This is a genomic window from Sphingomonas sp. T1, from assembly GCF_902506585.1.
Lineage (GTDB): Bacteria > Pseudomonadota > Alphaproteobacteria > Sphingomonadales > Sphingomonadaceae > Sphingomonas > Sphingomonas aerolata.
The window spans coordinates 17,626-30,663 of sequence record NZ_LR733879.1; the positions used below are offsets into that span (position 1 = coordinate 17,626).

The following is a 13,038-nucleotide window of genomic DNA, read 5'->3' on the forward strand; positions in this document are numbered from 1 at the left end:
TTTGTAAGACGAGGTAAGCACGTGAAAGTCCTACTTGTGACTGGGTCATTCCCCCCAATGCGGTGCGGGGTCGGCGATTATACTTGGAAGCTGGCAACCGCGCTGACCGAAGCCGGGATAACCGTCGGTGTGCTGACAGGTGAGGATGCCGCAGCAATCGAGGCGCCAGGTGATGTGACAGTATTTCCCGTCATGCCGGATTGGCGCCTTTCATCAATTGGCAAGGCAAACAAAGTAATCCGCACGTGGAAACCGGATGTCGTTCATGTACAATATCCGACTCAAGGCTACGATCCGGGCGCCGCGTTACCTTCGCTGATCCCGTGGCTCGCCTCGTTTCATAAAATCGGTATTGTTCGCACTTGGCATGAGATTCCAAGTGGGCGCGAGAAAAGCTTTTTACTGCAAGCGTCCCCGCGCGGTGAATTCATCGTAACTCGCCAGTCATTCAGCGATACCCTGCCCGGCCTCGCAAAGGCCTTGCTACATCGCAGCCGATGTCACTACATCCCGATTGGTTCAAATATATCCGCAGTCGATTTGACTAACGATGAACGGCTGTCGTTACGCAATCGTTATCTTGATAATGATTCGAAGAGCCGCCGGATTATTGCTTATTTTGGCTTCTTATATCGCTTCAAAGGCGCTGACCAGCTGTTCGACATTTGCAATCCGGCGACGGATCATCTGATTTTTATCGGCGATATGACAGTCGATGACAGCTATACCGCTGAGATCGCGGAGCGTGCCGAGACCCCGCCATGGCAGGGGCACGCAACCTTGCTTGGCTATCTACCTGAGAACGATATTGCGCGTCATCTTGCGCTCGCGGACGGAGTTGTACTGCCGTTTCGGCGTGGCGGAGGCATTGGTAACGGAACCATCCACGCCGCTGTCCTTCAAGGTACACCAGTAGTCACGACCTCACGTGAAAGGGTTGGCTATGATAGTATTCAGAACGTCTTCTACGCGCCACCCGATAATATCGATTCGATGCGCGACGCAGTCGATAACCTTGTAGGACAACGTCGGCCGGCGTCGACGAACGTTGATGATCGTCAGTGGCACGAGATCGCAATCGAACATCGCAAAGTCTATGACAAAGCCATAGCAAGGCTGAGTAAATGATCCGCCTCTCAATCTGCATCGCCACGTTCAAGCGTGCCGACATGATCGGGGAAACGCTGGACTCGATCGTCTCGCAGCTCGAGGACGGCGTCGAGGTGGTCGTGCTCGACGGCGCGTCGCCGGATAACACCGCGGACGTCGTCGCCGCCTACACGGCGCGATATCCCGCCGTGCGCTATGTTCGCGAGCCGACGAATTCGGGGATCGACGCCGATTTCGACAAGGCAGTCGGCCGTGCCCGCGGCGCGCATTGCTGGCTGTTTTCGGACGACGACACGCTGGTCCCCGGCGCGATCGCGGCGGTGCTCGCCGAACTCTCGACCAGTGATCCCGATCTCGTCGTGGTCGATGCCGAGGTCCGGGATCGTACCCTCGATACCGTCTTCGAACGGCGCCGGCTGAAGTTCGACGGGCGCAGGACCTATGGTGCGGCCGACGCCGATCGCATGCTGACCGATCTGGGCGACGCCCTGTCGTTCATCGGCTGCGCGATAGTCCGGCGGTCGACCTGGTTGTCCCGCGCGCGCCAGCCCTATTACGGCTCGCTGTTCGTCCATGTCGGCGTGCTGTTCCAGCACGGACTCGACCGGGTCACCGCGCTGGGCGAGCCGCTGATCCGCATCCGCATCGGCAATGCGATGTGGACCGCGCGCGGCTTCCATATCTGGATGTTCCTCTGGCCCGATCTGATCTGGAGCTTTCCAGGCTTCGCCGACACGGCAAAGGCCAACGTCGTCGTCCGCCACCCGTGGCGCCAGCCGCAGAAGCTGCTCGTCTGGCGGGCCTACGGCGTCTACGGCACGAAGGAGTATGACGAACGGCTCCGGCCGAACATCACGTGGAAAGACAAGCTCTGGATGTACCCCATCGCCATCCTGCCGGGAGCCGCCACCCATGCGGTGGTCGTCGCGTTGCTGAGCGCGCGCGGCCATGCACAGGCGTCGAGCGTCTACCAGCTCGTCGAGGGCAGCCGCTTCTCCAATCGCTTCAGCCGCTGGATCGCCGCACGGGGCGGCTACGGCACCGGACGGCCTGCGTCGCATGGGTGAGCGCAGCGCATTGATCACCGGTGCGAACGGTCAGGACGGGCGGCTGCTGACGCGGCACCTGCTCGCCCGGGGATACCGGGTGACGGGCACATCTCGGCACGCCAAGCCAGGCGATCGCAGCGTCGAGGGCATCGACCTGCGCCGCTGTGCACTGACCAGCCAGGACGAGGTGAACGACCTCATCGCCGAAATCCGCCCCGACGAGATCTACAACTTCGCCGCATTCTCGACCGGCTCGGGGATGTTCGACGATCCGGTCGCAATGGGCGACGTCAACGGCCAGGGCCCCGTGCGGATCCTCGAGGCGATCCGGACGATCGCGCCGGCGACCCGCTTCTGCCAGGCGTCGAGCAGCGAGATGTTCGGCGCGCGGTCCCCTGCCCCGCAGTCCGCCGAGACGCCGCTCGATCCGCGCAGCCCGTACGGCGCCGCCAAGCAATATGCGCACGCGATGATCGACGCCTTCCGTGACCGGCACGGCATCTTCGCCTGCTCGGCGATCCTGTTCAATCACGAGAGCGAACTGCGGCCGACCAGCTTCGTGACCCGCAAGATCACCCGCGCCGCGGCGCGCATCCAGGCCGGGCTCGACGATCATGTCATGCTCGGCGACCTCGATGCGCGACGCGACTGGGGCTATGCCGGCGATTATGTCGCCGCGGCCTGGACGATGCTGCAGGCCGATCGACCCGCGGACTATGTCGTCGCGACCGGGCACACGCACAGCGTCCGGGATTTCGCCAGGACGGCGTTCGACATTGTCGGCCTCGACTACCAGCAATATGTTCGACTTGATCCACGCTTCAGTCGGCCTAGAGCCGGCGTCGAGCTGGTCGGCGACCCATCCGCGCTGCAGGCGCTCGGCTGGGCGCCATCGGTCAGCTTTCACGAGTTGGTCCGCCGCATGGTTGAAGCCGACGTCATGGACCTAGATATTCTCACCACAAGTCGCGAGGACTGATCGCCGATGTACCATAAGGCCAACGCATGCCGCATTTGCGGCAACACCAACCTCGAACTCGTGCTCGACCTCGGCGAGCAGATGCTGACCGGCGTTTTCCCCGCTAGCACCGACCAGGACGTCACCACCGGTCCGTTGCAGCTCGTCAAGTGCTTCGGCAAGGACGGCTGCTGCGGCCTGTTGCAGCTCGCGCACAGCTATGATCTCGGCGAGATGTACGGCGACAATTACGGCTATCGCTCGGGTCTGAACGCCAGCATGGTCGCGCATCTCAAGCGCAAGGTCGCGCATATCCGCTCGATGGTCGAACTTGCCCCCGGCGACCTGATCGTCGACATCGGCAGCAACGACAGCACCACGCTCCAGGCCTATGGCGATGTCGGCCTGACGCTGGTTGGCGTCGATCCGACGGGCACCAAGTTCCGCGAATATTACCCCGACTATGTTGACCTCATCCCCGACTTCTTCTCGTCGGCGCTCGTCAAGGAGCGGTTTCCGGGTCGCAAGGCGAAGGTCGTCACGTCCTTCTCGATGTTCTACGACCTCGAGGCGCCGATGGAGTTCATGCGCCAGGTCCACGAGATTCTCGCCGACGACGGTGTCTGGGTGTTCGAGCAGAGCTACATGCCGCTGATGCTCGAGACCAATTCCTACGACACGGTCTGCCACGAGCATCTCGAATTCTACGCGCTGCGCCAGATCCAGTGGATGGCGGAACGCGTCGGTCTGCACATCGCCGATGTCGAGTTCAACGACGTCAACGGCGGCAGCTTCTCGGTGACCGTCCGTCGCGCCAAGGATGGTGAGGCGATCGATCCGGCCGTGCAGACGATCCTCGACCGCGAGGCCGCAGCGGGTCTCGACACGCTCGAACCGTTCAACGCCTTTGCCGAGCGCGTTGCGGCATCGCGCACCGCGCTGCTCGAATTCCTCGATCGCGCGCGGTCGGAGAACAAGACCGTCGCGGCGATCGGCGCGTCGACCAAGGGCAATGTGCTGCTGCAATATTGCGATCTGACCCCCGACCGCGTCGTCGCCGTCGGTGAGGTGAACCCGGAGAAGTACGGCAAGTTCACACCAGGAACGTTCCTGCCGATCGTCGCCGAAACCGATCTTCTCGATCAGTCGCCCGATTACCTGATCGTGCTTCCCTGGCACTTCCGCGCGTTCTTCGAAGGCTCGGCCGCGTTCACGGGACAGACTCTGGTGTTCCCGCTACCACAGCTCGAGACCGTGACCGTCGGCTGACGCCGGCAGGCGGAGCGGGGCGTTTCGCGCCCTGCTCCGCCACAGTTTCCTACGATCGACCGGGGACGCAAATCCGGTCGGGCCCCCGGCACTCAGCTTGCCGACGACCACGTTCCAGGCATTCAAACAGCCGCTGGGTGATCTGGGACGGATAACGCCGTCATATGGCGGCCAGCAGCCCCCTGCCGCCACGCGCGGCGCTTACCGCGGCCGCGTCAGGCGCCCTTTCCCATTATGCAGCACACGCGTTATTAGGCCCCTGTGCATTATTCGGACACAGATTCACGGTAGCCCAGAATTGGTCTTTTCGACAGCAGCCTTGTGGCGGTCACGACCGAGTTGGGCTGTCGATCCTAGCAGCCGATATTATGAAGCGGGGTTCTGACCTTCGCAAAACCGCACGCGCGCGAAGGCCGGGTACTGGTGTCAAAACCGACCGAGGCTGTTGAAAAAGTCGCTCCGGCTTAGAGGGGGCGTTGGTCCGAGCAATATTCTTCTCGTATCCCGCCTGACGCCGCAACTCCCTGTGCAAAAGCGGCCATCTTCAAGCAATGATATTACGCACGAAGTGGCCGGACTGCCTGCTTGCCCAGTTTTTCAACAGTCTCGACCGGTTATGACACTAGCAGCGTTACCAACTGGAACGATAAAGCAGGAAGCGTATCGGCGCGATCAGTCTGGGATCAGCGCCCAACCACGCAGCTGCAACGTCGCCAAAGTAGTCAGCGCAGACACGTCGGTCTCGACACTCTTTCCTACCGTAGCGGGGTCGATCTTGTTTCCAATAAGGGCCTGGCTGCATACCCGAACGGACACACCCGCCTTCTTCAACGCCTCAATCAAGGCAAGGTTGGGGTTCGCAGCTACTCCCGTCTTTGTCGCATAGGCGTGATCTTCAGTAACGATGGGCGCCGCCGGACCATGGACAATCACGACGACATCGCCTTGTTCTGGACGAACGCCATCGTTGCCTAGCAGGTTGAGAAAACGGGCGACTTTCTCTAGCGATGGATTGATTTTATCCGGTGTTGCCGCAGCCTTGGTCACATTGAACAGCACGCGATAGCGCAACTTGCGATCAGGCCGTTCCGCAGCACCTTCGATGGGTGTGATCGCGCCATATCCCGGTATCACCGCCTGACTGGGCACGCTGGCTGAAGCACTGGCGCTGCTCATGAATGACAAGCATCCTGCAAGAGCAATGATTGGTATACGCATCCGCTTTTTCCTTCTTCAGCCGAAATAATCAGCCAACTCTCGCAAAAACGGCCGCACCAATATTTTGCGGTCGAACCACGGACGGCGTCTCGCGCGGTCGCACTGGGCGGGGAGCCGGGGCCGTTTGGGGAGCCGACAGATTGTCGGCTCCGAACATCGCCTCCAGGGTGCGCACACACAGTGCGGCTGCATCATCGGCAAGACGGTAGTGAACCTGCTTCGCCTCACGCCTGGTCTTCACCAGATCGGCGCGCCGCAGTTCGGCAAGCTGCTGGCTGAGCGTCGGTTGAGTCACGCCCGTGGCGGCCTCAATGTCAGCTACCTGCCGTTCGCCGCCCAACAGATAGGACAGAATCATAAGCCGCTGAGGCTGCGCGAACACGCGCAGCTTTTCGACTGCAACGTCGGCGAGCGCGCGGGACTGGTAAATCGCCGTCACCGGTCAGCCTTCGTTTGGTGAAACCAGTCGGCTCCCGCGCTGCCCGGCAAAGCAGGAGGCAGCAGCACGTCGTCGCCCGGCTGCCAGTCAGCGGGCGTGTAAGCCTCGCCATCCGCCGAACGCTGCAACGCCCTTACGGTGCGCAACATCTCGTCGACCGAGCGCCCGACATTCATCGGATACCAGCTAAGCGCGCGGATGATGCCTTCAGGATCGATGAAGTAAGTCGCGCGCACGGTTGAGGCATCGCCGGCCTGCTCGTCGAGCATCCCGTAGGCATAACCCACCGCCATCGAGGGATCCTCGATAACCGGAAATGGCACCTCTACACCGAAGACATCCTTGATCGCCCGCATCCACGCGACGTGCGAATAGAGGCTGTCGACCGACAACCCGAGCAGCACGCAATCCAGCTCCTCGAAATGGGGTGCCGCTTTGGCCAATGCCACGAACTCGCTTGTGCAAACCGGCGTGAAGTCGGCGGGGTGCGAGAAGAACACCACCCAGCGCCCACGATACTGATCAAGCACAATTTCGCCCTGCGTGGTGCGGGCGGTAAAGTTCGGGGCTGCATCCCCGATGCGCAGCGAGCGCGGCATGTTTGCATCCATCATTTCCATTCCTCTTAAATGGCATAGACACCCCGTTGACGCAATACGATTACACAACTACATAAAACGTGAGATCGATAAACGGAGATTGGTCATGGACTCGGTTCTGAACGAAGCCACCACCCAGATCAGACGCGCAAAAACGGCCGGATCGCCGGTCGTTCAGTCCTTTTTCGATGAGCCTACCAACACAGCGACCTACGTCGTTTGGGACGCAGCAACGAAAAGGGCTGCGATCGTCGACAGCGTCCTCGATTTTGACGCCGCAGCGGGCCGGACCAAAACCGCGTCGGCGGACGCAGTGATCGCTTACGTGCGGGATCAGGGGCTGACGGTCGATTGGCTGCTGGAAACCCATGCACACGCCGATCACCTGTCCGCGGCACCCTATCTTCAGCAGGCGCTTGGCGGGCAGCTCGCGATCGGTCGTGAGATCATCCGGGTCCAGAACGTCTTCGGCAAAATCTTCAACGCCGGCACAGATTTCGAGCGCGATGGCTCGGAGTTCGACCGGCTGTTCGAGGACGGCGACCGCTTTGCCATTGGCAACATCGACGCCATTGCGCTGCATGTGCCCGGCCATACGCCGGCCGACATGGCCTATATCATCGGCGACGCAGTCTTCACCGGCGATACGCTCTTCATGCCCGATTACGGCACCGCGCGAGCCGACTTTCCTGGCGGCGACGCGCGCCAGCTATTCCGCTCGATCCGCAGGCTCATGCAGCTGCCGGACGAGACGCGCCTATTCCTCTGCCACGACTACAAGGCAGTGGGGCGCGACGATTATGTCTGGGAAACGACTGTAGGCGCACAGCGTGTCGGCAACGTCCATGTCCACGAAGGGGTCAGCGAAGATGACTTCGTCGCGATGCGAACCAGGCGCGACGCGACCTTGTCGATGCCCAAGCTCATCCTGCCCTCGATCCAGGTGAACATGCGCGGTGGTCATCTGCCGGAGCCGGAAGCCAACGGCACGCGCTACCTCAAGATTCCGCTGGATGCGCTGTGATGCCAGGCTTTCCCCATGCCATGCCGCTCGAAGGCTTCATCGGTGGGCTGATGATCGGCGTCGCTGCGGCCATCATGCTGCTGGGGAACGGTCGCATCGCCGGAGTCAGCGGCATGTTCGCGAGAGTTTTGGGTCTTACCGATGGAGGTCCACCATGGGCCATCGCGCTGTTCTTCACCGCGGGTCTGCCTTTAGGCGCGGGTATTGCTGCAGCCAGTTTAGGCGTGAAGGCCAGCTTTCCGACATCGCTTTCGCTGATCGCCGTCGCCGGCCTGATCGTCGGTATCGGAACGCGGCTCGGGTCCGGGTGCACCAGTGGTCACGGCGTATGCGGCCTGTCCCGCCTATCGCCCCGGTCCATCGCCGCGACCGCCACGTTCATGGCGACCGGCGTCGTCACGGTCACGATCATGCGTCTGTCCGGGGTAATACTGTGATGCGCCAGAACCTCTTTTCACTCGCCAGCGGGACGCTGTTCGGCGCCGGCCTTGCCATCTCCGGAATGATCGATCCGGCGCGCGTGCGGGCGTTCCTCGATGTCACCGGCGCGTGGGACCCGACCCTGGCGTTCGTCATGGCAGGCGCGATCCTGCCGATGGCGATAGCGTGGTTCGTCGTGCGGCGCCGCTCGACCCCGATTGCGGCCGAACAATTCCACACACCTGCCACCTCGCCGATCGACCGACGCCTTATCGGCGGTGCGGCCTTGTTCGGCATAGGCTGGGGCATCGTCGGATTGTGCCCAGGCCCTGCCATTGCCGCACTGGCGATCCAGCCTCTGCCGGCACTGGTCTTCATCGCCGCAATGGCCCTCGGCGCTGCCGTCCACCGCTTTGCATTCACTTCCCGCCGTTCGGCCTGATCAGACAGGAGACATCACATGGCTTTCAAGCAGATCACCTCGTCCTTCTCTGCCGCCCCCCAGCTGACGCAAGCCGACCTCGCCGCTGCCGCGCAGGCAGGATATCGCTCGATCATCTCAAGCCGCCCGGACGGCGAGGAGACGGGCCAGCCAAGCGCGGAAGTAATGGCTCGATTGGCCAGCGAACACGGTCTCGCGTTTGCGCATGTTCCAATCGTACCGGGCAAAGCGACTGACGCCGATGCGGATCGCATGAAGGAGGCGCTGGCCACGCTGCCACAGCCGACGCTCGGCTTCTGCCGCAGCGGGACGCGCGCGGCGACATTGTGGGCATTGGCCGAGGCCGATCGCGCCGATTCGGCGACGATCATCGGCCAGGCAAAGGCAGCCGGGTACGACCTTGCCGATCTGACGCCTGCGCTGAAGCGCCGTTCCGAGAGGGTGGATCAATGACCTACGACATCGTCATCATTGGGGGCGGTGCCGCCGGCATCGCGACCGCCTCCAGCATTCTGAAGCGCAACGCCAAAGTGACGATCGCGGTCGTCGATCCGGCCACGGACCACTATTACCAGCCTGGCTGGACGATGGTCGGGGCCGGCGTCTTCACGTCCGAGCAAACCCGCAAGGCCGAGGCCGATGTGATGCCTAAGGGCGTCCGGTGGATACGGTTGCCCGCGATATCCATCGACCCCGACCGCCACGCGATACAGATCGGAGACGGAAGCTCGATTAGTTATCACGTCCTGATAGTGGCGCCCGGGCTGCGCCTGGCATGGGAGAAGATCGAGGGGCTACCAGAATCCCTCGGTCGCAACGGTGTCACCTCCAACTATCGCTATGACCTGGCGCCCTACACCTATCGGCTCGTCAAGGAATTACAGCAGGGGCGGGCGCTGTTTTCGCAGCCACCGATGCCGATCAAGTGCGCCGGCGCACCGCAAAAAGCGATGTATCTCTCATGTGATATCTGGCGAGACTGCGGTGTCCTCCCCGCGATCGATGTCGAATTCCACAACGCAGGCGCCGCCCTGTTCGGGGTCCCGACCTACGTCCCGGCGCTGATGGAATATGTCGAGAAGTATGGCATCGATCTCAGGCTTGAGTCCAATCTGGTCGCGGTCGATGCCGATCGTCGTGTCGCCACGTTCGAGCGCAAGCAGGACGGCCTTTCCGAACGGATCGAACGCCCGTTCGATATGCTCCACGTCGTTCCGCCTCAAGTGTCGCATACCGTTGTCGCCAATAGCCCGCTCGCGGCCGCGAACGGCTTCGTCGAGGTCGACGAGACTACGCTGCGGCACAAGAGATTTGAAAACGTCTTTGGCCTTGGCGATGCCGCTGGCACCAGCAACGCCAAGACGGCCGCTGCTGCTCGCGTCCAGGCGCCTGTAGTCGCGGTCAACGCGCTGGCCGCGCTCGATGGCAGACCCCCCGTTGCCGACTATAATGGTTACGGCTCATGCCCTCTCACAGTCGAACGCGGTAAGATCGTCCTCGCCGAGTTCGGCTATGGCGGAAAGCTGCTGCCCAGCTTTCCATCCTGGCTGCTCGACGGAACGCGTCCCACGCGCGCCGCCTGGTTCCTGAAGGAGCGCATGCTGCCCCCAATCTACTGGCAGGGCATGCTGAAGGGCCGCGAGTGGATGGCCACCCCGCATGAAATCGGCAAGGCAGCATGACACTCGAACCGATCCAGTATCTGCTTGGCGCCCTTTCGGGCAGCCTGGTCGGATTCACTCTTGGCCTCGTAGGCGGCGGAGGCTCGATCCTCGCCGTACCGCTGATGGTGTATCTGGTGCGCGTGCCCGATGCGCACCTTGCCATCGGCACAAGCGCGTTTGCCGTGGCAGCCAATGCCGCGACCGGTCTGATAGGTCATGCCAAGGCTCATACCGTAAAATGGCGGTGCGGGGGCATGTACGCCACAGCGGGCGTCATCGGTGCGCTGCTGGGGTCCACCGTTGGCAAGGCCGTCGATGGCGGCAAGCTGCTCTTTCTGTTCGCGCTTGTCATGGTCGTCGTCGGCGTCCTGATGCTTCGCGGGCGGGGTGATGCAGGTAATCCCGGTGCGGAATGTAACCGGGAGAAGGCACCCAAGGTGCTAGGCTACGGCCTTGGGACGGGCTTGTTTTCAGGCTTTTTCGGCATCGGAGGTGGCTTCCTGATCGTTCCGGGCCTGATCGGATCAACGGGTATGCCGATCCTCAACGCTGTCGGCACGTCGTTGATTGCTGTCACCGCCTTCGGCCTGACGACCGCCGCTAATTATGCATTCTCCGGGCTGGTCGACTGGCCGCTTGCCTTCGTCTTCATTGGCGGCGGGGTCGTCGGCGGGTTGATCGGCACACGCATCGCCAAGCGCCTTGGCTCGGGCGGAACGCTTACCACCGTCTTCGCGGTGCTGATCTTCGTCGTGGCAGCTTACATGCTCTGGAAGAGCGCAGGCGCATTTCTCTGATGGGGAGCGCGATTGCCATCGGACCGATCATGATGGCGGTCGACCGCGGACTGGCGGTGCTATGCATCGTCGTGTTCCTGGGGCTGACAACCTTGGCAGGGCGGTTCCGCTTCCCGCGGGTGTCCACGGTCGCAACCAGTGCCATCGTCGCTGGACTGGTGGCGGCGCGGATCGGCTATGTCGCGGCACATTGGGCGAGCTATGCTGAGGCCCCGCTATCTATTTTTGCTGTATGGCAGGGCGGCTTCTCCGCCATCGCCGGCATCATTGGTGCTTCGGCCATGCTGGCCTTCCAACTCGGCCGAACACGCGCCTTGGCGGTGGGCTGGGGCGCATTGGCGATAGCGGCTGGCCTGTGGTTCACGCTCCAAGCGCTTATCCCGCCCGTGACCTACGGTCCGTTCCCCTATCATCTAACGTTGACGACGCCATCCGGGGCTCCGCTTCCGCTTGAACGTTTCCGAGGCCGCCCCTTCGTCCTCAATCTATGGGCGACATGGTGCGGGCCGTGCCGGCGCGAGCTGCCGATGCTTGACGCCGCGGCAACACGCAATCGGGATGTGCCGATCCTGCTCGCAGATCAGGGTGAAGCTCCAGCAATCGTCACCGGGTTTCTTACCCGTGAAGGCATCGGCGTGAGCAATGTCGCGCTCGATCCTGCCCGTGGGCTTTCCCAAGCCCTCGAAGTCGCTGGCTATCCCGCAACCGCCTTCGTCGCTGCGGACGGAACGATCGTGCAGCTCCAGCTTGGCGAGCTGTCACGCGCCGCCCTCGCTAATGGGATCGATATGGCAAGGAAACACCGATGAACCGACGCAACCTTCTCTCTCGCAGCTTTCTGGCGTTGCTCGCCGTCGCCGTGCCGACAATGCCAGCAGTCGCGCAGCAACTCGATCTGTCGCGCAAGGCCGTCGTCGACGATCCCGTTGCTCCGAAGCGTGCCGGCTCAGCCTATGACGTCACCGTCGTTGAATTTTCCGACTATAATTGCCCCTATTGCCGGCGAATGGAGCCGGTGCTGAACGCGCTTGTCGCGGCCGATCCGAAGGTACGGATCGTCTATCGTGACTGGCCGATCTTTGGCCCTGCATCCCGGGAAGCCGCACGGGCTGCGGTCGCAAGCCAGTGGCAGGGCAAGCATGCCGCCTTTCATGAGGCGTTGCTGACCTCGCCGGCACGGCTCGACAGTGCCGGGATCAAGGCCGCTGCCGCGAAAGCCAAGGTGGACTGGCCACGTCTGCAACGCGATCTGAAGACCCGCGGTGCAGAAATCGATGCGCTCCTCGCTCGTACCAACGCTATCGCTCAAGCGATCGGGTTCAACGGAACACCGGCGCTGATCGTCGGCTCACAAGTGGTGGCCGGCGCGGTTGATCTGCCGACGCTACGCCGGCTTGTCGCAACGGCGCGCAGCAAGCCTCAGGCTCGCTAAACATGCCAGAGCCGCTCAATCGCAGGCAGGCAGTCGGGCTTGGAGCCGTCGTCGTGACTGGCTGGGCAGTGGGACAGGTGCTGCGACGCACAGCGCCGATCGGTCGGGACGTTGGTCCGACCGCTGACCTGATTCTGGCGGGCAGCGGTTCGCCTGAATACGGCCCTGCCAATGCCACGCTGCGACTTGCCGTGTTCACCGATTATCGTTGCCCGGCCTGTCGTCACGCCTTCCCCGCATTGGAAGAGGCGGTGCGACGCGATGGCAAGGTTCGGGTTATCTACAAGGACTGGCCGATCTTCGGTCCCCCGTCCGAACGCGCCGCGAGCGTTGCGCTCGCCTGTGCCGAACAGGGCATCTACCCGGCCGTTCATCGTCAGCTGATGACCGACAGTCGTTTGATCGACGACGACATGCTGAGGGACATTGTCACCGGCGCTGGCGGGGACTGGCTGCGCGCGACGACCTGGCTTGATACGCATGCACAGGTTGTCGCGGCACGCCTGCGGGCGAACGGCCGAGAGGCCTATTCGATCGGTTTGGCCGGCACCCCGGGCTTTCTTGCCGGACGCATGCTGGTGATGGGCGCAATCGAAGCGGGTGATTTTGAACGGTTG

General features: G+C 62.4%; 16 protein-coding genes. 13 read left to right on the forward strand and 3 right to left on the reverse strand.

Features of this window, described 5'->3' with window-relative positions:
• Nucleotides 1-21 precede the first annotated feature (21 nt).
• The 4 genes from GV027_RS18190 to GV027_RS18205 are packed head-to-tail and all read left to right on the forward strand — an operon-like array spanning nucleotide 22 to nucleotide 4,386.
• Complete coding sequence (locus GV027_RS18190; RefSeq protein ID WP_159513075.1) at nucleotides 22-1,128, forward strand: glycosyltransferase family 4 protein; 1,107 nt, start codon at nucleotides 22-24, stop codon at nucleotides 1,126-1,128.
• Entirely contained in the window at nucleotides 1,125-2,177 is a 1,053-nt protein-coding gene (locus GV027_RS18195) for a glycosyltransferase family 2 protein (protein WP_159513076.1), read from the forward strand. Before GV027_RS18190 ends, GV027_RS18195 begins: the two co-directional genes overlap by 4 nt.
• Nucleotides 2,170-3,138, forward strand: coding sequence for a GDP-mannose 4,6-dehydratase (locus GV027_RS18200; RefSeq protein WP_159513077.1), 969 nt, complete (start codon nucleotides 2,170-2,172; stop codon nucleotides 3,136-3,138). The genes GV027_RS18195 and GV027_RS18200 overlap by 8 nt, the downstream gene beginning before the upstream one ends.
• Before the next feature lie 6 nt (nucleotides 3,139-3,144).
• On the forward strand, nucleotides 3,145-4,386 hold the full coding sequence (locus GV027_RS18205) for a class I SAM-dependent methyltransferase (protein WP_159513078.1): 1,242 nt from the start codon (nucleotides 3,145-3,147) through the stop codon (nucleotides 4,384-4,386).
• 672 nt (nucleotides 4,387-5,058) lie between these two features.
• Here GV027_RS18205 and GV027_RS18210 read toward each other — a convergent pair.
• From GV027_RS18210 to GV027_RS18220, 3 genes are read right to left on the reverse strand one after another with little or no spacing between them, the layout of a single operon-like run.
• Nucleotides 5,059-5,604 (reverse strand): DsrE family protein, encoded by a 546-nt coding sequence (locus GV027_RS18210; RefSeq protein WP_443029564.1) that lies wholly within the window; start codon nucleotides 5,602-5,604, stop codon nucleotides 5,059-5,061.
• A 28-nt stretch (nucleotides 5,605-5,632) separates the two neighbouring features.
• On the reverse strand, nucleotides 5,633-6,043 hold the full coding sequence (locus tag GV027_RS18215) for an ArsR/SmtB family transcription factor (protein WP_159513079.1): 411 nt from the start codon (nucleotides 6,041-6,043) through the stop codon (nucleotides 5,633-5,635).
• Complete coding sequence (locus tag GV027_RS18220; RefSeq protein WP_159513080.1) at nucleotides 6,040-6,663, reverse strand: peroxiredoxin; 624 nt, start codon at nucleotides 6,661-6,663, stop codon at nucleotides 6,040-6,042. Before GV027_RS18220 ends, GV027_RS18215 begins: the two co-directional genes overlap by 4 nt.
• Before the next feature lie 85 nt (nucleotides 6,664-6,748).
• Between GV027_RS18220 and GV027_RS18225 the strand changes: the two genes are divergently transcribed.
• The 9 genes from GV027_RS18225 to GV027_RS18265 form a co-directional block, all read left to right on the forward strand.
• The gene (locus tag GV027_RS18225; RefSeq protein ID WP_159513090.1) at nucleotides 6,749-7,666 is read left to right on the forward strand and encodes an MBL fold metallo-hydrolase; all 918 of its coding nucleotides are present in this window, start codon (nucleotides 6,749-6,751) and stop codon (nucleotides 7,664-7,666) included.
• Entirely contained in the window at nucleotides 7,666-8,103 is a 438-nt protein-coding gene (locus GV027_RS18230; protein ID WP_201302701.1) for a YeeE/YedE family protein, read from the forward strand. Before GV027_RS18225 ends, GV027_RS18230 begins: the two co-directional genes overlap by 1 nt.
• On the forward strand, nucleotides 8,103-8,528 hold the full coding sequence (locus GV027_RS18235) for a DUF6691 family protein (protein WP_159513082.1): 426 nt from the start codon (nucleotides 8,103-8,105) through the stop codon (nucleotides 8,526-8,528). The genes GV027_RS18230 and GV027_RS18235 overlap by 1 nt, the downstream gene beginning before the upstream one ends.
• 18 nt (nucleotides 8,529-8,546) lie before the next feature.
• Entirely contained in the window at nucleotides 8,547-8,981 is a 435-nt protein-coding gene (locus GV027_RS18240) for a TIGR01244 family sulfur transferase (RefSeq protein ID WP_159513083.1), read from the forward strand.
• The gene (locus tag GV027_RS18245; protein WP_159513084.1) at nucleotides 8,978-10,210 is read left to right on the forward strand and encodes an NAD(P)/FAD-dependent oxidoreductase; all 1,233 of its coding nucleotides are present in this window, start codon (nucleotides 8,978-8,980) and stop codon (nucleotides 10,208-10,210) included. The genes GV027_RS18240 and GV027_RS18245 overlap by 4 nt, the downstream gene beginning before the upstream one ends.
• Nucleotides 10,207-10,989 carry a sulfite exporter TauE/SafE family protein gene (locus tag GV027_RS18250; RefSeq protein WP_159513085.1) on the forward strand — a complete coding sequence of 261 codons (783 nt, stop codon included), beginning with the start codon at nucleotides 10,207-10,209 and terminating at the stop codon, nucleotides 10,987-10,989. Before GV027_RS18245 ends, GV027_RS18250 begins: the two co-directional genes overlap by 4 nt.
• A gap of 29 nt (nucleotides 10,990-11,018) precedes the next feature.
• Nucleotides 11,019-11,798 carry a TlpA disulfide reductase family protein gene (locus tag GV027_RS18255; protein ID WP_236559371.1) on the forward strand — a complete coding sequence of 260 codons (780 nt, stop codon included), beginning with the start codon at nucleotides 11,019-11,021 and terminating at the stop codon, nucleotides 11,796-11,798.
• Entirely contained in the window at nucleotides 11,795-12,421 is a 627-nt protein-coding gene (locus GV027_RS18260) for a DsbA family protein (RefSeq protein ID WP_159513087.1), read from the forward strand. Before GV027_RS18255 ends, GV027_RS18260 begins: the two co-directional genes overlap by 4 nt.
• A 2-nt stretch (nucleotides 12,422-12,423) precedes the next feature.
• A partial coding sequence (locus GV027_RS18265) for a DsbA family protein (RefSeq protein ID WP_159513088.1) occupies nucleotides 12,424-13,038 on the forward strand: 615 nt, incomplete at its 3' end.

Excerpts from the sequence above, each read along its gene's own strand:
- GV027_RS18235 (WP_159513082.1), top strand. The coding sequence starts at position 8,103 with ATGCGCCAGAACCTCTTTTCACTCGCCAGCGGGACGCTGTTCGGCGCC.
- GV027_RS18230 (WP_201302701.1), top strand. The coding sequence starts at position 7,666 with ATGCCAGGCTTTCCCCATGCCATGCCGCTCGAAGGCTTCATCGGTGGG.
- GV027_RS18220 (WP_159513080.1), bottom strand. The coding sequence starts at position 6,663 with ATGGAAATGATGGATGCAAACATGCCGCGCTCGCTGCGCATCGGGGAT.
- GV027_RS18210 (WP_443029564.1), bottom strand. The coding sequence starts at position 5,604 with ATGCGTATACCAATCATTGCTCTTGCAGGATGCTTGTCATTCATGAGC.
- GV027_RS18255 (WP_236559371.1), top strand. The coding sequence starts at position 11,019 with ATGATGGCGGTCGACCGCGGACTGGCGGTGCTATGCATCGTCGTGTTC.
- GV027_RS18205 (WP_159513078.1), top strand. The coding sequence starts at position 3,145 with ATGTACCATAAGGCCAACGCATGCCGCATTTGCGGCAACACCAACCTC.
- GV027_RS18260 (WP_159513087.1), top strand. The coding sequence starts at position 11,795 with ATGAACCGACGCAACCTTCTCTCTCGCAGCTTTCTGGCGTTGCTCGCC.
- GV027_RS18195 (WP_159513076.1), top strand. The coding sequence starts at position 1,125 with ATGATCCGCCTCTCAATCTGCATCGCCACGTTCAAGCGTGCCGACATG.
- GV027_RS18240 (WP_159513083.1), top strand. The coding sequence starts at position 8,547 with ATGGCTTTCAAGCAGATCACCTCGTCCTTCTCTGCCGCCCCCCAGCTG.
- GV027_RS18225 (WP_159513090.1), top strand. The coding sequence starts at position 6,749 with ATGGACTCGGTTCTGAACGAAGCCACCACCCAGATCAGACGCGCAAAA.
- GV027_RS18200 (WP_159513077.1), top strand. The coding sequence starts at position 2,170 with ATGGGTGAGCGCAGCGCATTGATCACCGGTGCGAACGGTCAGGACGGG.
- GV027_RS18245 (WP_159513084.1), top strand. The coding sequence starts at position 8,978 with ATGACCTACGACATCGTCATCATTGGGGGCGGTGCCGCCGGCATCGCG.
- GV027_RS18250 (WP_159513085.1), top strand. The coding sequence starts at position 10,207 with ATGACACTCGAACCGATCCAGTATCTGCTTGGCGCCCTTTCGGGCAGC.